This is a genomic window from Stenotrophomonas sp. ZAC14A_NAIMI4_1 (genome assembly GCF_003086915.1).
GTDB lineage: Bacteria > Pseudomonadota > Gammaproteobacteria > Xanthomonadales > Xanthomonadaceae > Stenotrophomonas.
Genome location: NZ_CP026002.1, coordinates 4,007,404 through 4,024,722, shown reverse-complemented (window position 1 = coordinate 4,024,722; position 17,319 = coordinate 4,007,404). Strand labels below are relative to the sequence as shown.

Below are 17,319 nucleotides of genomic sequence, written 5' to 3'. Positions count from 1 at the left end.
CGTGCTCCTTGTCAGCGGGCAGGGGACTTGCGGCGGGCGCGGGCTTCGCGCTTGAGCGGGCCACCCACCGGACATACTTCGGCGGCCCAGGAAAACAGCGTGTTGGCCAGGCGCTCGGGCACCTGGCGGAAATACACGAACTGGCCGCGCTTCTCGCGTTCGATCAGGCCGGCCTCTTCCAGAATGCGCAGGTGGCTGGACAGCGCTGGCTTGCTGAAGTCGAAGCGCTCGGCCAGCTCGCCCGCGCTCAGTTCACCGGCGCTGAGGTAGGCCAGGATCTGCCGGCGGGCGCCGGAGGCGAGGGCTTCGAAGATGCGGTCCATGAGTCGTTAATTAACTAATTCGTTAATTGATGATCCTGCGCGGCCGGGCGCGTGTCAAGCCGCCACTGCCCGGTGGGGCGATTCATCCATTCGCTCTGGATGTGGTATATCGTTTATCGATAAATCCATCCCGGGCGGCGAGGCCGCCCCATACCGGAGGCTGCTTGACCGCTCGTCCCGCCCGCGCCGAACCTGCGCGCGGCTTGTTCACCTTGGCCCAGACCGCCGTGCAGGCCGTGCGGGCGATGTGCTGGCTGGGCATCCTGGCCGCGCTGCTGGCCATTCCCCTGGTTGCCTACGACCGGCGCTGGCTGCTGGCCAGCGTGCATGACGCGCACGCCGCCGCCGTGCACGGCAGCGACCTGTTCCTGCACTTCTGCATCGGCCTGGGCACCATCGTCGCCCTGCTGGTGCTGTGCCTGGTGTTCCTGCGGCACCTGGCGCGCCTGCTGCGCTCGGCCGCCGGCGCGCGCCCCTTCACCCATGCCAATGCGCAGCGCCTGCAGCGCATGGCGTGGCTGATGCTGGCGATGGAAGTGCTGTCGATCATCATCGGCGTGTACGCCTCCTGGATGGGGCCGGACTTTGCGTGGATGGAGGTGGGCGGTGGCATGTCCATCACCGGCCTGATCGCGGTGCTCATGCTGTTCGTGCTGGCGCGCGTGTTCGCCGTCGGTGCGGCCATGCGTGATGACCTGGACGGTCTGATCTGATGGGCATGGACTGATGGCGATCGTCATCACGCTCGACCGCATGCTGCAGGCGCGGGGCATGACCCTGTCCGAGCTGGCCGGGCGCATCGACATCACCCTGGCCAACCTGTCCATCCTCAAGACCGGCAAGGCACGCGCCATCCGCTTTTCCACCCTGGATGCGATCTGCCGCGAGCTGCAGTGCACGCCGGGCGACCTGCTCGGGCACGACCCGCTGCAGGCGCAGGACGACGACTGAATACTCCCTCTTTCCCTTACCTCATGAAGAAACGGACCCGAAATGGAATGGTTGGCTGACCCCTCGATCTGGATGGGCCTTGCGACCCTGATCGTGCTTGAGATCGTGCTTGGCATCGACAACCTGGTGTTCATCGCGATCCTGGCCGACAAGCTGCCGCCGCACCAGCGTGACCGCGCTCGGGTGATCGGCCTGAGCCTGGCCCTGCTGATGCGCCTGGTGCTGCTGGCCGCGCTGGCCTGGATCATGAAACTGACCGAGCCGCTGCTGACGCTGTTCGATCACAGCTTCTCCGGGCGTGACCTGATCCTGCTGGGCGGCGGCCTGTTCCTGCTGTTCAAGGGCACCATGGAACTGCACGAACGGCTGGAAGGCCGCCAGCACCATGAGGACGGCAAGAAGGTCTATGCCAGCTTCGCGATGGTGGTGGCGCAGATCGTGGTGCTCGACGCGGTGTTCTCGCTGGACTCGGTGATCACCGCCGTGGGCATGGTCGACAACCTGGGCGTGATGTACGCCGCGGTGACCATCGCCATGGTGCTGATGCTGCTGGCGAGCAAGCCGCTGACCCGCTTCGTCAACAAGCATCCCACCGTGGTGGTGCTGTGCCTGGGCTTCCTGCTGATGATCGGTTTCAGCCTGGTGGCCGAGGGCCTGGGCTACAAGATCCCGAAGGGCTACCTGTACGCGGCCATCGCGTTCTCGATCCTGGTGGAAGCGTTCAACCAGTGGGTGCGCTTCAACCGCGAGCGCAACGAACGCCGCCAGCCGTTCCGCCAGCGCACGGCCGATGCAGTGCTGCGCATGCTGGGTGCACGCCCGGCCAATGGCCACGATGATGCGGGCGAAGAGGACCACGGCGATGCGGAGGAGCGCCTGCAGCCGGCCGAGCACGAGATGATCCGCAGCGTGCTGGGCCTGGCCGACCGGCCGGTGTCGAGTGTGATGACGGTGCGCGCCGACGTGCAGTGGATCGATCTGGCGCGTGGCCAGGACGACGTGGTGGCACGCTTGGTAGCCTCGCCGCATACGCGCCTGCTGGTGGGCGAGGGCGACCTGGACAGCCTGCGTGGCGTGGTGCAGAGCCGCGACCTGCTGGCCGACCTGCTGCAGGGCCAGCCGCTGCAGCTGGAAGCCAACCTGCGCCAGCCGCAGTACGTGCTGTCCAGCGCCAGCGCGCTGCAGGCCCTGGAACTGATCCGCCTGCACCCAGTGCCGCTGGCGGTGGCCGTGGACGAGTACGGCAGCGTGGAAGGCCTGGTGACGGCCAACGACCTGCTGGCGGCCATTGCCGGTGATCTGGCCGACACCCAGGACGACCGCTATGGCGTGGTGGCGCAGGGGGAGGACCACTGGGAAGCCGATGGCGCGCTGACCCTCGATGACCTGCAACGTCTGGCGGGTGTATCGCTGCCGCGCAGCAGCGATTACATGACCATTTCCGGGCTGGTGCTGGACCAGCTGGGGCGCCTGCCCGATGAGGGCGATGCAGTGGACGTGGCCGATGTGCGCATCACCGTGCTGGCGATGGAGAAGCGCCGCATCGCCCGCCTGCGCGTGCAGCGGCTGGTCGGCACCTGACGTAGAGTCGAGCTTGCTCGACTGCTTCCACTACCCTTTGCAACCTTTGCCCGTCACCATGGCGGGCCCCCACGTTCCGGAATGTCGCAGTGCTGAGTACGATTGGTTTGTTGATGGGCCTCTACGTGGCCTGGCGCCTGTTCTGGCCGCTGCGCCTGCCGGTGTGGGCCAAGGCGGTGGTGTCGCTGCTGCTGGTGGGGCTGGCCGTGCAGCTGCGCATCGTCGCCACGTTCTGGGGCACGATGGCCTCGCCGGAAATCCCGAAGATGGCCATCGCCGTGCTGGCCACCGGCTCCACCGCCGTGCTGCTGCTGGCCTTGGCGACGCTGCTGTTCGATGCCGGCCTGCTGGCGGCGCGCGTGCTGCGCCTGCCGCGCGCGGTGTCGGCGCTGCGGGCGCCGCTGTTGCGCCCGTCGGCGGCCGCCGTTGCCCTGCTGCTCAGTGGTTACGGTGTCAGCCAGGGCATGGCCGTGCCCCAGCCGCGCCAGGTCGAAGTGGCGATCAAGGACCTGCCGGCCGCGTTCGATGGCTACCGCATGCTGCAGCTCACCGACATCCACGCCAGCCGCCTGCTCACCGGCGACTGGGTGCGCCAGGTGGTGGCCGAGAGCAATGCGCTGAAGCCGGACCTGATCGTCATCACCGGTGACCTGATCGATGGCACGGTGGACGCGCGCCGCGATGACTTCCGCCCGCTGGGTGACCTGCAGGCGCCGGACGGGGTGATCGCCATCACCGGCAACCACGAGTACTACGCCCAGTACAGCGACTGGATGCAGGCCTTCCGCGCGCTGCGCATGCAGGTGCTGGAAAACAGCCACACCCAGGTGCCGCGTGGCGATGCGGCGCTGACCATTGCCGGTGTCACCGATCCGGTGGCCGCCCGCTACGGCCTGCCGCTGCCCGACCTGCAGGCGGCCCTGGCCGGTGCCGATCCGGCCGCGCCGGTGATCCTGCTCGACCATCGCCCGCGCAATGCCGTTGATGCGGCCGCACGCGGGGTGAAGCTGCAGTTGTCCGGCCATACCCACGGCGGGCAGATCATCGGCATGGACCAGCTGGTGAAGCGGGCCAACGGTGGCTTTGTCTCCGGCCGCTACGAGGTGGATGGCATGACCCTGTACGTCAGCAACGGCGCTGGCCTGTGGGCCGGTTTCCCCGCGCGCATCGGCGTGCCTTCGGAAATCACCCTGTTCACCCTGCGCCGCGCGCCCTGAACTCTGATGGGGTCGGATTCCTTTGCCACCGGCAAAGGGATCCGACCCCGCAACCGCCCGCTTTGGGGGTCAGAGCCCATTCCCTGCGGGAACGGGATCCGACCCCGAGCCCCTGGCTCATCACGCCGCCCGCAGCGGCCGCGAATGCAGGTGGCGCTTCAGCGACTGCGCGCGCTTGGCGATGGCGCGTACCACGAAGGCCGTGAACAGCAGCGCCGAAGGCACCGCGTACCAGAAGTTGCCGGGCACGCGCTTGAAGTACGAGTAGGTGAACACCGCGGCGATGATCCACATGCCGGTGACGTGCAGGCGCCGCCATGCGGTGGGCCCCATGCGCCGTGCAATGGCGCGGTGCGACGTGATCGCCAGCGCCAGGATGGCCACGTAGCCCACCGTGCCGGGCAGGTTGGCCAGTGCCGAGCGTGCCGGCCAGAACGCCGGGTTGAGGATGCCGAACGCGGTGATGGCGATGGCATGCAGCAGGTGCGAGAACGCGAACGACAAGCCGATGGTCCTGCGTTCGCGCAGCAGGAAGCGGGTGGTCGGCCCGGGCAGCAGGCTGGCGAACGATGAAGCGGTGAAGGCTGCCAGGAACAGCAGGAACGAGGTGCGCGCAGTCACCCGGATCGCCGCGCGGCTGCCTTCGGCTACGTCGGCCTGCAGGGCGAATGCAGCCAGCGCGAAGGCGATCAGCACCACGGCAATGGCCACGAACAGGCGCCAGCCGGACAGGAGGGGAGTATTGGAAACAGCCATGATCAAACCTCGGAAGGGAAGTGGGTAGTGCCGGCCGCTGGCCGGCAACTCTGGAAACCGGCCTACACAACCAGCACGCCGGCGGCACACAGCTCGGCCAGCAGCGGCGCGCAGGCCACGGGCAGCTCCTCCGCGAGCACGCCATGCGCATCGGTCAACGCCTGCAGGGCGTCATCGACGCGCACACCGTCATGGCCGAAGACCGACAGCAGGGCATACGCGAGCGGTGCCAGCATCTCGACCTGCAGGCGGTAGTCGGCCTGCCGGCGCAGCAGCAGGAGCGTGGGCGTCGTGGCCGGTGCATCGTCCAGCACCACGTCTTCGTGCACCGGCCACTGGTAGCCCAGCACACGCACCAGCGGCGACACCGCCAGCACGTCACTGCCCACCGCCACGTGGTGCAACGCCTGCCCGGCATCACGCGCTTCGATGTGCAGCGCCTGCTGCGTGCTTTCGTAGTGCGCCAGCTCGGCTGCCCACGCTGGCAGCGCCAGGCTGTCCTGCAGCGCCAGCCATGCGGCGAACTCGCTGGCGATCTGCGGGAACAGCGGGGTATGGCAGGCATGGCGCGCGTAGTAGTGCTCGACCACAGCGCGCCAGCGCGCCGCACCCAGCTGCTGCTGCAGCTGCGGCAGGCAGCCGGCCAGCAGGCTGTCCAGGCTGTCGATGCAGAGGCGGCGATACACCGCCAGCCGGCGCGCATCGACGCCCTCGGGTGCGGGCCGGGACGGATCACGCACATGGTCGGCCCAGCGCTGCTGCAGGGTGGCCAGCGACTCAGCCATGGGCCACCTCGGGCAGTCGCACGTCGGCCTGGGCCTTGCGGATCTGCGCGACCTCGGCCAGCAGCTCGGCCAGCGGCGGAAAATTGAAATCACGCTCCAGCAGGGTGGGGCGCACGCCGACGCGCGCGTACGCTTCACGCAGCAGCGTCCAGACCACGCCCTTCACCGGCGCGCCGTGGGTGTCGATCTTGAAGCCATCGTCCTCGTCGAAATGGCCGGCGACGTGCAGGGACGCAACGCGATGGGCCGGGACGCGGGCGAGGAAATCGAAGGCGTCGTAGTGGTTGTTGCAGGCGTTGACGAAGACATTGTTGACGTCCAGCAGCAGGTCGCAGTCCGCTTCGGCAAGCACGGCGTTGATGAAGTCGATCTCGCTCATGTCCGCGCCAGGCACGGCGTAGTAGGAGATGTTCTCCACCGCGATGCGCCGGCCCAGCATGTCCTGCACCTGGGCGATGCGTCCGGCGACGTGGTGCACGGCTTCACTGGTGAACGGCAGCGGCAGCAGGTCGTAGACGTGGCCACCGGCAGCGCAGTAGCTCAGGTGCTCGCTGTACAGCTGCACGTGGTGCAGGTCGAGGAAGACGCGGGTCTGTGCCAGCAGAGTGCGGTCCAGCGGGTCCGGGCCGCCCAGCGACAGCGACAGGCCGTGGCAGGTCAGGCGATGGCGCTCGCTCAGCTGGCGCAGCGCGGCACCGTGGGCACCGCCGACGCCGATCCAGTTGTCGGGCGAGACTTCGAGGAAGTCGATGGCATCGGCCGGCATCGCCAGCAGTTCGTCGATCAGGCCGCGGCGCAGGCCAAGACCAGCGCTGGCGGAAGGCAGGGGCAGGGACATGCGCGGTACTCCAGGCAATGGCGCCGCCACGGGGGCGGCGCCGGAGGGTGGGCCATCAGTCGTTGACGCGGGAGAACAAGCCCTTCGGCATCGGCTTGCCGTTGGCGGTGTAGACACTGCGCAGGTAGTCGTGCGCTTCCTGTTCGCTGATGTAGCCGTCGTGGTCGGTGTCGATGCGGTCGAACTCGGCGGCACGCTTGGCAGCCACGGCGTTGAACTCGGCACGCGAGACCCGGCCGTCGTGGTCACGGTCAGTGCGGGCAAACGAGGCGTCGCCGCACTTGCCTTCGCCGCACTGGCCTTCGGCCACCTTGGCCTTGCTGGCAGGCTTGCTGCTGGCGGCCTTGTTGGCACCGCACTTGCCTTCACCGCACTTGCCTTCAGCGGCGGCGCTCATGGCCACGGCACTGATCGCCAACGGCTGGATCGCGGCGGCCTGGCCGGCCAGCAGCAGGCCCCCGGCCAGGGCGATGCCGATGGCACCGATGCGCGGCAGGCGGGAGGTGGTGGTGTTCTTGGTCGAGACGGACATGGGATGACTCCTTGGGATTGCACGCAAGGCGTGCGGGGTGGACGCCGCTGCAAGGCGACGGAAAAGAGGCGTGGACAGGGATGGAGCGGATCAGGCGCTGCGGCGACGGCGCAGCACGTAGGCCAGCAGCAGGGCAGCGCCGAGCAGGGCGCCACCGAAGCCGATGCCGGGCAGCAGCGCGGCAATGGGCAGCAGCAGCGCGACCAGGCTGACGCCCCAGCCGAGGCCGTCATCGCCGGCGATGGCGCGTTGCGGGCCGGCCAGCAGGCGGTCCAGGCTGAGTGCGCCGCCACCGTTGAGGATCAGCGGCAGCAGCATGGCCAGGAACAGCAGCGGCAGCTTGAAGTTGCCGTAGCCCTGGTCGGTGATCGCATAGCCCTGCCAGAGTTCGCCCAGGCCGTTCCACTGGTCGGGCCAGTGCACGGCGGCGATGGCAACCACCGTCAGCACCCAGAAGATGTAGGCCACCGAGCGCGTGGCCAGGCCCAGCAGCAGCATCACCGCGCCCACCAGTTCCAGCCACGTGGCCAACTGCCAGTTGAGCGAAGCGGGCAGGGTCGAGAAAGGAAAAGGGAAGCGGCCTTCCAGATCGGCGAACCAGTTCTGTCCGCCCAGCTTCTCGCGGCCGGATTCAAAGAACTCCCAGGCCAGCAGGGTGCGCAGGGCCAGCGGCGAGAGCCAGCGGCCGACGGCATCCAGGCGTGGGGTGTAGAGGGAGGAGGCGGTGCTGATCATGGAGGTGTCCTGCGGGCCAGTGGTCGATGGAGGCCATTTCAGGCGGCGCAGGTATCGGCAACGTGTGCCATTGCCCGGGGTTTTGTCAGCGACTGTCGCCGCGGCAGGGGTTTCGTACAGTCGGATACAAAGACGCCCCGGCGGGGCGCACCAGCGCGTTGCGCGCCCGCGTGCGGGGAACGATATCCACCCGATGGCGCCCGGCCATGCCCGGCGGCCGAATGTATCCCACTGTAGGAACCCGCCGTCGTCCTACAGTCCGGTACAACTCGGCGCCGCAGCGAAACAGCCGCGATACACCCACCGGCGGAAATGGCCACTCCCAACACCGGAGTGCCACCCATGATCCGTACCACCCTGCTTGCCGCCGCCCTGGCCCTGGCCGGCGCCGCCACCCCCGCCTTCGCTGCGCAGGCCGATGCCGGTGCGCCGCCCACGGTCATCCTGGTGCACGGCGCCTTTGCCGATGGCTCCAGCTGGAACAAGGTCATCACCACCCTGCACGACTGGAAGCTGCCGGCGGTGGCCGTGCAGAACCCGCTCACCTCGCTGGCGGACGATGTGGCCGCCACCCGCCGCGCCATTGCGGCTGCACCGGGCAAGGTGGTGCTGGTCGGCCACAGCTGGGGCGGTACGGTCATCACCGAAGCGGGCAACGATCCCAAGGTGCAGGCGCTGGTCTACGTGGCCGCGTTCGCACCGGATGCTGGCCAGTCCTCGGCGCAGCAGGGCGAAGGTTTCCCGGTGGGCCCCGGGTTGACCCGACTGCAGGAGAAGGACGGTTACCTGACCCTGCCGGCCGATGCCATCGCGCAGGATTTCGCACCCGACGTGATGAAGAAGACCGCGGCCCTGCTGTACAGCACGCAGGTGCCGTTGAAAGCCAGCGCGCTGGGTGAGGCCGTGACCACGGCGGCGTGGCGCAGCAAGCCGAGCTGGTACGTGGTCAGCCGCGATGACCGCATGCTGTCGCCGCAGCTGCAGGTTGCCACTGCGCATCGCATCGGCGCGCAGCTGCAGTCCATCGGCAGCAGCCATGTGTCGCTGCTTTCGCACCCGGCGCAGGTGGCCGACAGCATCCTGGAAGCGGCCGGGGTGAAGCCGGCCGAGCTGCCGCTGGCCGAACAGGGAGGCTGAGCGATGGCCACGCTTCGCGCCTATACCGTGCCGCTGCTGCTGGCCCTGCTCGGCGGTGCTGCGCTGCTGCTGGCCTGGCCCAGCCCCGAAGCCGGTGCACAGCCCGCCGAGGCCGCACCCGCTGCGGGCTTCAACGGCGGCGGGCCGTGGCACAACAGCCCGCCGCTGGCCCTGGAGCAGCTGCGCGGGCAGGTGGTGCTGGTCGAGTTCTGGACCTATGGCTGCAGCAACTGCCTCAATGTCGCGCCGTACGTGCACCAGTGGCATGCCCGTTATGCACCGAAGGGCCTGCGCGTGATCGGCGTACACACCCCCGAATTCGCCTATGAGGGACTGCAGGGCAACGTGCGCCATGCGATCCGCCGCCTCGATATCACCTGGCCGGTGGTGCAGGACAACCAGTACCGCATCTGGAATGCCTGGGGTAACCGGTTCTGGCCGGCGCTGTACCTGGTCGACCGGCAGGGCAGGGTGGTCTACCGCCATTACGGCGAAGGCGACTATGTACGTACCGAAAGCGAGATCCAGCGCCTGCTGGCCAGCCCGTGAGCCGCGCTACCATGGCCGCGCCGCGCGGCCTTGTCCTCCGCCGCCATCATCGAGAACGCAATGAACCACGTACCGCACATCCTTGTCGTCGATGATGACAGCGACATCCGCCAGATGCTGGCCGACTACCTGCAGCGCAACGGCCTGCGCGTCAGCCAGGCCGATGGCGGTCGCGCGATGCGCGCGCTGATGGACACCCACGCCGTGGACCTGGTGGTACTGGATGTGATGATGCCCGGCGAGGATGGCCTGAGCCTGTGCCGCAACCTGCGGGCCGGCAAGCACCGCGCCGTGCCGGTGGTGCTGCTGACCGCCCGCGATGATGAGACCGATCGCATCATCGGCCTGGAAATGGGCGCCGATGATTACGTGACCAAGCCGTTCTCCTCGCGCGAACTGCTGGCACGCATCAACGCGGTGATCCGCCGCACGCAGATGCTGCCGCCGAACCTGCAGGTGAGCGAGGCCGGCCGCCAGTTGGCCTTCGGCGACTGGCGCCTGGATACCACCGCGCGCCACCTGCTGGATGCGCAGGACACCGCCTATCCGCTCAGCGGCGCCGAGTTCCGCCTGCTGCGCGTGTTCCTCGACCACGCCAACCGCGTGCTCAGCCGCGATCAGCTGCTCAGCCTCACCCAGGGCCGCGATGCGGAACTGTTCGATCGCTCGATCGACCTGCTGGTCAGCCGCGTGCGCCAGCGCCTGGGCGATGATGCGCGCGAGCCGACCTACATCAAGACCGTGCGCAGCGAAGGTTATGTGTTCAGCGTGCCGGTGCAGCTGCTGGGGCCGGAGGAATGAACGCTGCCGCGCGCCGACTGCCGTGGCCGCGCACGCTGTCCGCGCGCCTGCTGCTGTTGCTGCTGGGCGGGCTGACCCTGGCCCACGCACTGTCGTTCGGCCTGCTGTTCTTCGAGCGCTACCAGGCCACGCGCAGCATGATGCTGCGCAACCTGGACGAGGACGTGGCGGTGAGCGTGGCGCTGCTGGAACACCTGCCAGCGGACCAGCGCCAGGCCTGGGTGCCGCGGCTGGAACGCCGCACCTATCGCTACCTGCTGCGTCCGGCTGCGTCTGGGCCGGCACTGGAAACCGAGCGCGCGCGCCAGGTCACCGCCATCATCGATGACAGCCTGGAGCATCGCTATCCGCTGCTGGCACGTCAGGTCGCGCGCCTGCCCGAACGTTTCGAGGTGGAGCTGCGCCTGCACGATGGCACGCCGCTGACCATCGAAGTGATCCCGTCCGGCCTGCCGCTGGCGCGCTGGCTGCCGGCCGTGCTGCTGGTGCAGCTGGCGTTGCTGCTGCTGTGCGCGTGGCTGGCGGTGCGGCTGGCGCTGCGCCCGCTGCAGCAGTTGTCGCACGCGGTCGAGCACCTGCAGCCGGGCAAGGATGCAGCGGTGCTGCCCGAGGATGGCCCTGCCGAAGTAGGTGCGGCTGCGGCCGCACTCAACGCGCTGCAGGCACGCATCCGCGGCCATGTCAGCGAGCGCCTGCAGATCCTGGCCGCCATTTCGCACGACCTGCAGACACCGATCACGCGGATGAAGCTGCGCGTGGAAACCCTGCCCGAAGATGCCACCCAGCAGCGCCTGCTGGATGACCTGGACCACCTCGGCCAGCTGGTGCGCGAAGGCGTCGCCTATGCGCGCAGCAGCCATGTGGCCAGTGGTGCACCGGTGGCGATGGACCTTGCCGCATTCCTGGCCAGCGTGGTCGGAGATTACGAGGACATGGGCAAGCCGGTGTCCGGCGGTGCGCCGGCGGGACTGACCGTGCAGACCTGGCCGCAGCCGTTGCGCCGGGTGGTCGGCAACCTGGTGGACAACGCGCTGCGCTATGCCGGCAGCGCCGAGATCGATGCCGGTCGTGATGCTGCCGGCAAGCCGTGGATCAGCGTGTCCGATCGGGGCCCGGGCATTCCCGAGGACCAGCTGCAGGCGGTGCTGGCGCCCTTCCACCGGCTGGAGAGCTCGCGCAACCGCGATACCGGCGGTACCGGCCTGGGCCTGGCCATCGCCGTGCAGCTGGCACAGTCGCTGGGTGGTTCGCTGCAGCTGCGCAACCGGGACGGCGGTGGCCTGCAGGCCGTGCTGCAGTTGCCGGGCTGATGGCTGGGGTCAGAGCCCATTCCCTGCGGGAACGGGATCCGACCCCGGAGCGGGGTCAGATCCCTTTGCCACCGGCAAAGGGCTCTGACCCCGCGCCCTGCCTGCAGGTGCACCGCGCCGTCACCCTGCGCGTGACACCCTCCGCCCATGACTGAAATGACCGCGGCGCGGCAGCGCTCGATGTGGGTGGCAGGCCTGTCCACCGTGGTGGAGTGGTACGACTTCACCCTCTACCTGTACTTCGCGACCGTGCTGTCGCGGGTGTTCTTCGGTGGCGGCGAGCAGGCCATGCTGGTCACCCTGGCCGGGTTCGCGGTGTCCTACCTGATGCGTCCGCTGGGCGCGCTGTGCTTCGGCCACCTCGGTGATCGCCTCGGCCGGCGCTGGATGCTGCTGGCCTCGATGGCGCTGATGGCGGCGGCGATGCTGGCCACGGCGCTGTTGCCGACTGCGGCGACGGCGGGCACCACGGCCGGCATATTGCTGCTGGTCCTGCGCTGCGTGATGGCCTTTTCGGTGGGCGGTGAATACACCGGGGTGGTGGCCTATCTGCTGGAAAGCGCACCGGCGCGGCGACGCGGCCTGGTCACGTCGCTGGCCTCGGCCGCCAGCGAAGTGGGCGCGCTGCTGGCAGTGGCGATCTCCGCGGTGACGGTGGCGACGCTCACGCCCGCGCAGCTGGATGGCTGGGGCTGGCGCATTCCGTTCTTCGTCGGTGCCGCGCTGGCGCTGGTGATCCTCATCGCACGGTCGGGCATGCATGAATCCCCCGAATTCGAGCGCCAGCGCCGCGAGGGCAGCATTCCGGCCACGCCGCTGCGCCACGTGCTGCGCAACCATCCCGGCGCGGTGGCGCGCACCTTCGCGATTTCCGCGCTGGGCTCGATTACCTACTACGTGGGCATCACCTACGTGCCGGCGTTCCTGCACGCACAGGGGCACGACGAAGGCGATGCGCTGTGGCTGTCCACGGTGGCCGCGGTGGCGGTCATTGCGATCACGCCGTTGTGCGGCATGTTGTCTGATCGCTTCGGGCGGCGTCCGCTGTTGCTGGGCCTGACGGTACTGGCGGCACTGCTGCCGTTGTCGATGTTCGGCTGGATGGCCGAGGCGGCGCCGCTGGGCACCGCGCTGGCGGCGGTGGTACTGGCCTGCGTGGCTGGTGGTGTAAGCGCGGTGGCCGCACCCGCCACGGCCGAGCAGTTCCCGGGCGAAGGCCGGGTGAGCGGGCTGGCACTGGGGGTGACCATGGCCACGGCGGTGTTCGGCGGGGCGACACCGTGGCTGGCGCAGTGGTGGGTGGAACGCAGCGGCTGGGCAGCGGCACCGGGTGCGATGATCGCGCTGGTGGCGGTGCTGGTGCTGCCGGTGCTGTGGACCCTGCCCGAGACGACCCCGGGCAGGGCCAGGCGCTAGGCGATCAGACCGCCAGGGTCTGCTCGATGTCGGCCAGCACGGCCGGGGCATCCACGCCGATGGCGATCGACTGCAGCACGTGGCCATCCCACACGCTGGGGCCGAAGGCCAGGCCTTCCGGCTTGGGAATGGTCATGCCGCGGGCCACGCCATCGGTGGCCACGCGCACGCTGGCGCGCTCGAACTGGAACAGCTCCGGGCGGGTCAGGGCGATGCAGGCGCAGCAGTCGTGCACCACCATGCCCTTGTGCCCGGCCTGCAGGTAGAAGTCCACGTAGTCCTGCGAGAGCGCGCGCACCAGCTCGGCGTCGGCACCGCCGATGGCAGCCAGCTTGTCCAGGCCATCACGGTCCATCTCCACGCGGGTGGTGACGTCCAGGCCGATGGCGGTGACCGGCCACTGTGCGGTGAACACGATGTCGGCCGCTTCGGCGTCGCCCCAGATGTTGGCCTCGGCGGCCGGGGTGATGTTGCCGTTGACGTGGAAGGCGCCGCCCATGAGGACCACGCCGCGCACCAGGCCGGCAATGTCAGGGGCGTGCTGCAGGGCCAGGGCCAGGTTGGTCATGCGGCCGACCGCCACCAGGGTCACTTCGCCCGGGTGGGCGCGGACCAGGTCGATGATCAGCTGGTGGGCCGGGCGCGCATCGGCGGCCACGTCCAGCGCGGTCGGCACGGGGTGGTTGCCCAGGCCGTTGTGGCCATGGATGTGCACCGGCCAGGCTTCCGGCGTGGCTTCGGGCTGCAGCGGGCCGGCGGCGCCGCGCGCGACCGGGGCGGCGAAGCCCCAGGCCTGCTTCAGGTACAGCGCGTTGTGGGTGGTCGATTCCACCGAGGCGTTGCCGAAGGTGGTGGTGACGCCGACCAGGTCGATCTGCGCGTGCTTGTGCAGGTACAGCAGGGCCAGGGCGTCGTCGACGCCCGGGTCGGTATCGAAAATGACTTTCAGCATGTTGTTGTTCTTCTTCTTCCGTGTGGTGCAAGGGGGCCGGCGGGCCCCTGGGGGGCCGGGCCGGCGCGCCCTACATTGTCCCATCTTCATGACAGGCAGGGCGAACCGGGGCGGCGGTGCTATCGTCAGGGGGTATCCACGGAAGGAGAACCGCCATGAAGACCCCCGCGATCCTGCTGGCCGGCCTGCTGTGCCTGGGTACCGTCGCGCCTGCATTGGCCACCTCGGTGGCGCCGAAACCGCTGGCGGAAATGGTGGCGGAAGCCGACCAGATCGTCCGCGCCACGGTGGTCGACGTGGAGATGGTCGATGGCAAGGGACGGCCGCTGACCGATCCCGGATCGCGCACAGGGCCAGGCTTGGACAACGAGATCCGCCTGGTCCTGCAGGTGCAGGACGTGCTGCGGCCGCGGGAGGGTAGGGTGCCGGCGACGATCCGGGTGCCGCTGTGGACGATGTGGCATTACACCTTGGGCCATATCCGCGAGGCCACGCTGGACAGCGAAAGCCTGTTCCTGCTCAAGGGCGAGCGTCATGCACCGGTCCATCCGGTGGGTTTCCAGCGGCCGCTGGATGAGCGCGCGCAGATCCAGTCATTGATGGTGGCGCCATGACCGCGCCGGTTCGCTGCTGCGGAGGCACGCCATGCTGGTGGTGACCCTGGTCCTGATCGCCCTCGTGCTGGGCCTGAACCTGGTCGCCACGTTCGTGGTGGTGAGGCGCGATGACGTGTCGATGGGCGGGCGGGCGGTGCAGCTGCTGCTGGTCTGGCTGCTGCCGCTGGTCGGCGCGATCCTGTGCATGGCGATCGCCACCGCCGATGGCTCGGTCAGCCGCAGTGATGGCAGCTTCGCGGGCAGCTACGATTCCTCGGGCAGTTACTCCAGTGACAGCCACAACAGCCACAGCCACGGCGGCTCGGACTGCAGCAGCGACAGTGGTGGCGGCGACGGTGGCAGCTGCAGCGATTGAGCTTTTGTAGAGTCGAGCCATGCTCGACTGCTCCTGGCATTTGTAGAGTCGAGCCATGCTCGACTGCCCCTAAGAAGCAGTCGAGCAAGCTCGACTCTACGGAACAGCGGTCGGCCGGCGTTATTCGTGCCGTGCCGTACCCGCTCAGCCGCCGCCTTCGGTCGGCAACGGTGCGGGCACGTTCAACAACCCCCCATCGGCCACGTAGGCGGCCAGCGCCTGGCCCTGGCTCAGCAGGTGGCGTTCCATCGTGCGTTCGGCTGCCTGCGCGTCACGGCGGCGGAAGCAGTCCATCAGCTCGCGATGCTCGGCCAGCGACTGCGCGGTGCGGCCCGGTGCCAGCAGCTGGCGGCCACGGTGCATCTTCAGGATGCGGTGCAGGTCGTGGGTGATGCGGATCAGCCACGGGTTGCCGGCGTAGTGCTGCACGGTTTCGTGGATCAGGTAGTTGTTGCGGTAGTACTCGGCGATGTTGCCGTTGGCGGCGGCCGCTTCCATGGCCGCGTGCAGATCCTCCAGCTGCTGCACGCCGGCATCGTCGATGTGCCTGACCGCTTCATGCGCGCAGCGGCCTTCCAGCATCGCCATCACCGGGAACAGCTGGTTGAGGTCTTCCAGCGTGAGCCGGGTGACCCGCGCGCCGCGGCCAGCATCGATCTGCACCAGCCCTTCGGCGGCCAGCAGCTTCAGCGCCTCGCGCAACGGCGTGCGGCTGATGCCCAGTTCCTCGCACAGTGCCGGCTCGTCGATCCATTCGCCCGGCGGCAGCCGGTAGTCGTAGATGCGCTCGCGCACATGCTCGGCCACCTCTTCATACAGAGGTGCGCGCTTCTTCGGTGAACGCGGTGCGGGAGCAATGGCCATGGTGGAAAGTGTACTGCCTCCCTGCGTGGAACCTGTAACGGGGTGGGGAAATACGGCTTGGTAGAGTCGACCGTTGGTCGACTGCCCTTCGCATGGATCCCGAAGATCCCGCGCTGCGCGCGATAGTCGACCAACGGTCGACTCTACCCCCCGATTCGAAGGGCGCCGGAATCCTCCGGCGCCCCTTCAAATTCACATCCAGCCCGGCACCACGAACACCAGCCAGGCCAGCAGCGGGCCGAACGCGACTACCAGGCCGCTGTAGACCAGGAAGCGGCGGAACAGCGTCTCCCGCTCTTCCTTCGCTGCCGAGGCCACCACCAGTGCGCCGTTGGTCGAGAACGGGCTGACGTCGACGATGGTGGACGACACCGCCAGCGCGCAGATCACGCCGGCGGCACCCAGGTGGCCCTGCATCAGGAACGGCACCGCCAGCGGAATGGTCGCGCCCAGCACGGCGGCGGACGAGGCGAACGCGGAGACGATGCCGCCGACGTAGCAGACCAGCAGCGCACCCAGCAGGGGAATGCCGATGCTGGACACGCCATGGCCGATGAAATCCACCGCGCCGGCATGTTCGAGCACGCCGATGTAGGTCACCACGCCGCAGATCAGCAGCACGGTCGACCAGCTGATGCCATCGACCGCACCCTTCTGGCTCTGCGGCGAGAGCAGGGCCAGCGCCACCGCAACGGTGATCGAGACCAGGCCGACGTTGAGGTTGTAGATCAGTGCGGCCACGCCCAGGCCGAGCAGGCCGATCAGGGTGAACAGACGCTCGCGGGTGAAGCCCACCGCATCCAGTGCGGCCGGATCATTCGACAGCGTGCCACCACCGGCGGCCACCAGCGCGCCGTGGCCCTCGATGGCGAACTGCCGCGACGACGCCTGCGGGCCACCGGCCATGGCGAGGTCAGCACCGCCCACGGTGCCGGCGGCAGTGATCGAACCACGACGCATCAGGGCGATGCCGCCGAAGGCCAGGAAGCAGATGATCGCCATCATGAAGTTGAAGCCGAGGCTGGTCAGGAACACCGCCATCTCGGTCACTTCCAGGCCGGCCTTCTGCACCACGCCATTGGTGATGCTGCCGTACACGCTGATCGGCGAGAAGCCACCGGCCTGCGCACCATGGATCACCAGCAGGCCCATCATCAGCGGGTTGATGTTGTACTGCTTGGCGAAGCGCAGCGCGACCGGACCGATGATGGCCACGGCGGCCGGACCCAGCGCGCCGAAGGCGGTCAGCACGGCGGTGATGACGAACATCACCCACGGGATGGCCACGATGTGGCCGCGCACGGCTTTCACCGCCCAGTGCACCAGCAGGTCGATGGTGCCGTTCTTCTGCGCGATGGCGAAAAGATAGGTGATGCCGACCAGGGTCAGGAACAGGTCGCCCGGGAAGCCGGCAAGCACTTCCTTGCCCCCCATGCCGACCCAGACGCCGCCGACGATGAAGGCCAGGGCGAAGGCCACCGCACCCATGTTGATGGGCATCGCGGTAGCGACGATGAACATGATCACCAAGCCGATGATCGTTGCGATTTGTGGACTCATGCGCCCTCCCAGACACGTGACTCGCGTACAGCTCGGATGG

The 17,319-nt window shown here is 68.5% G+C and carries 20 protein-coding genes; 11 read left to right on the top strand and 9 right to left on the bottom strand.

Annotation, left to right across the window (positions count from 1 at the left end):
* Positions 1 to 11: 11 nt before the first annotated feature.
* Positions 12 to 323, bottom strand: coding sequence for a metalloregulator ArsR/SmtB family transcription factor (locus C1926_RS18395; protein WP_079221004.1), 312 nt, complete (start codon positions 321 to 323; stop codon positions 12 to 14).
* Between the two features lie 245 nt (positions 324 to 568).
* Between C1926_RS18395 and C1926_RS18390 the strand changes: the two genes are divergently transcribed.
* From C1926_RS18390 to C1926_RS18375, 4 genes are all read left to right on the top strand, one after another.
* Positions 569 to 1,036 (top strand): DUF2975 domain-containing protein, encoded by a 468-nt coding sequence (locus C1926_RS18390; protein WP_079225128.1) that lies wholly within the window; start codon positions 569 to 571, stop codon positions 1,034 to 1,036.
* 13 nt (positions 1,037 to 1,049) lie between these two features.
* The gene (locus C1926_RS18385) at positions 1,050 to 1,274 is read left to right on the top strand and encodes a helix-turn-helix transcriptional regulator (protein WP_079221005.1); all 225 of its coding nucleotides are present in this window, start codon (positions 1,050 to 1,052) and stop codon (positions 1,272 to 1,274) included.
* 42 nt (positions 1,275 to 1,316) lie between these two features.
* Positions 1,317 to 2,855, top strand: a complete 1,539-nt coding sequence (locus C1926_RS18380; protein WP_079221006.1) for a TerC family protein — start codon at positions 1,317 to 1,319, stop codon at positions 2,853 to 2,855.
* An 89-nt stretch (positions 2,856 to 2,944) separates the two neighbouring features.
* The gene (locus C1926_RS18375; RefSeq protein ID WP_254057325.1) at positions 2,945 to 4,072 is read left to right on the top strand and encodes a metallophosphoesterase; all 1,128 of its coding nucleotides are present in this window, start codon (positions 2,945 to 2,947) and stop codon (positions 4,070 to 4,072) included.
* Positions 4,073 to 4,192: 120 nt separating this feature from the next.
* Here the strand turns inward: C1926_RS18375 and C1926_RS18370 are convergent, their stop codons facing one another.
* The 5 genes from C1926_RS18370 to C1926_RS18350 form a co-directional block, all read right to left on the bottom strand.
* Positions 4,193 to 4,828 (bottom strand): ferric reductase-like transmembrane domain-containing protein, encoded by a 636-nt coding sequence (locus tag C1926_RS18370; RefSeq protein ID WP_108760760.1) that lies wholly within the window; start codon positions 4,826 to 4,828, stop codon positions 4,193 to 4,195.
* 62 nt (positions 4,829 to 4,890) lie between these two features.
* Entirely contained in the window at positions 4,891 to 5,613 is a 723-nt protein-coding gene (locus C1926_RS18365; RefSeq protein ID WP_108760188.1) for a putative DNA-binding domain-containing protein, read from the bottom strand.
* Positions 5,606 to 6,451: a DUF692 domain-containing protein gene (locus C1926_RS18360; protein ID WP_108760187.1), complete on the bottom strand. Its 846-nt coding sequence runs from the start codon at positions 6,449 to 6,451 to the stop codon at positions 5,606 to 5,608. The genes C1926_RS18365 and C1926_RS18360 overlap by 8 nt, the downstream gene beginning before the upstream one ends.
* A gap of 55 nt (positions 6,452 to 6,506) precedes the next feature.
* A complete protein-coding gene (locus C1926_RS18355; protein ID WP_108760186.1) occupies positions 6,507 to 6,983 on the bottom strand; it encodes an EF-hand domain-containing protein in 477 nt (158 codons plus the stop codon).
* Between the two features lie 90 nt (positions 6,984 to 7,073).
* Positions 7,074 to 7,718, bottom strand: coding sequence for a DoxX family protein (locus C1926_RS18350; protein WP_079221012.1), 645 nt, complete (start codon positions 7,716 to 7,718; stop codon positions 7,074 to 7,076).
* 342 nt (positions 7,719 to 8,060) lie between these two features.
* Between C1926_RS18350 and C1926_RS18345 the strand changes: the two genes are divergently transcribed.
* The 5 genes from C1926_RS18345 to C1926_RS18325 all read left to right on the top strand — a co-directional run bounded on the left by C1926_RS18345 (position 8,061) and on the right by C1926_RS18325 (position 12,931).
* Positions 8,061 to 8,855, top strand: a complete 795-nt coding sequence (locus tag C1926_RS18345) for an alpha/beta hydrolase (protein ID WP_108760185.1) — start codon at positions 8,061 to 8,063, stop codon at positions 8,853 to 8,855.
* 3 nt (positions 8,856 to 8,858) lie between these two features.
* On the top strand, positions 8,859 to 9,404 hold the full coding sequence (locus C1926_RS18340) for a redoxin family protein (protein ID WP_108760184.1): 546 nt from the start codon (positions 8,859 to 8,861) through the stop codon (positions 9,402 to 9,404).
* 60 nt (positions 9,405 to 9,464) lie between these two features.
* A complete protein-coding gene (locus C1926_RS18335; protein WP_079225131.1) occupies positions 9,465 to 10,205 on the top strand; it encodes a response regulator transcription factor in 741 nt (246 codons plus the stop codon).
* A complete protein-coding gene (locus C1926_RS18330) occupies positions 10,202 to 11,515 on the top strand; it encodes a HAMP domain-containing sensor histidine kinase (protein ID WP_108760183.1) in 1,314 nt (437 codons plus the stop codon). Before C1926_RS18335 ends, C1926_RS18330 begins: the two co-directional genes overlap by 4 nt.
* Positions 11,516 to 11,671: 156 nt before the next feature.
* On the top strand, positions 11,672 to 12,931 hold the full coding sequence (locus C1926_RS18325; protein WP_108760182.1) for an MFS transporter: 1,260 nt from the start codon (positions 11,672 to 11,674) through the stop codon (positions 12,929 to 12,931).
* Between the two features lie 4 nt (positions 12,932 to 12,935).
* Here C1926_RS18325 and C1926_RS18320 read toward each other — a convergent pair whose 3' ends face one another.
* Positions 12,936 to 13,883: a nucleoside hydrolase gene (locus C1926_RS18320; RefSeq protein WP_108746162.1), complete on the bottom strand. Its 948-nt coding sequence runs from the start codon at positions 13,881 to 13,883 to the stop codon at positions 12,936 to 12,938.
* A 155-nt stretch (positions 13,884 to 14,038) separates the two neighbouring features.
* Here C1926_RS18320 and C1926_RS18315 point away from each other — a divergent pair, with 155 nt between their 5' ends.
* Both C1926_RS18315 and C1926_RS18310 read left to right on the top strand, forming a co-directional pair.
* Positions 14,039 to 14,497 carry a hypothetical protein gene (locus C1926_RS18315; RefSeq protein ID WP_108760181.1) on the top strand — a complete coding sequence of 153 codons (459 nt, stop codon included), beginning with the start codon at positions 14,039 to 14,041 and terminating at the stop codon, positions 14,495 to 14,497.
* A gap of 31 nt (positions 14,498 to 14,528) precedes the next feature.
* A complete protein-coding gene (locus C1926_RS18310) occupies positions 14,529 to 14,855 on the top strand; it encodes a hypothetical protein (RefSeq protein ID WP_108760180.1) in 327 nt (108 codons plus the stop codon).
* A 144-nt stretch (positions 14,856 to 14,999) separates the two neighbouring features.
* Here the strand turns inward: C1926_RS18310 and C1926_RS18305 are convergent, their stop codons facing one another.
* Both C1926_RS18305 and C1926_RS18300 read right to left on the bottom strand, forming a co-directional pair.
* Positions 15,000 to 15,719, bottom strand: a complete 720-nt coding sequence (locus C1926_RS18305) for a GntR family transcriptional regulator (RefSeq protein WP_079221020.1) — start codon at positions 15,717 to 15,719, stop codon at positions 15,000 to 15,002.
* A 192-nt stretch (positions 15,720 to 15,911) separates the two neighbouring features.
* On the bottom strand, positions 15,912 to 17,279 hold the full coding sequence (locus C1926_RS18300) for an SLC13 family permease (protein WP_079221021.1): 1,368 nt from the start codon (positions 17,277 to 17,279) through the stop codon (positions 15,912 to 15,914).
* Positions 17,280 to 17,319 lie beyond the last annotated feature (40 nt).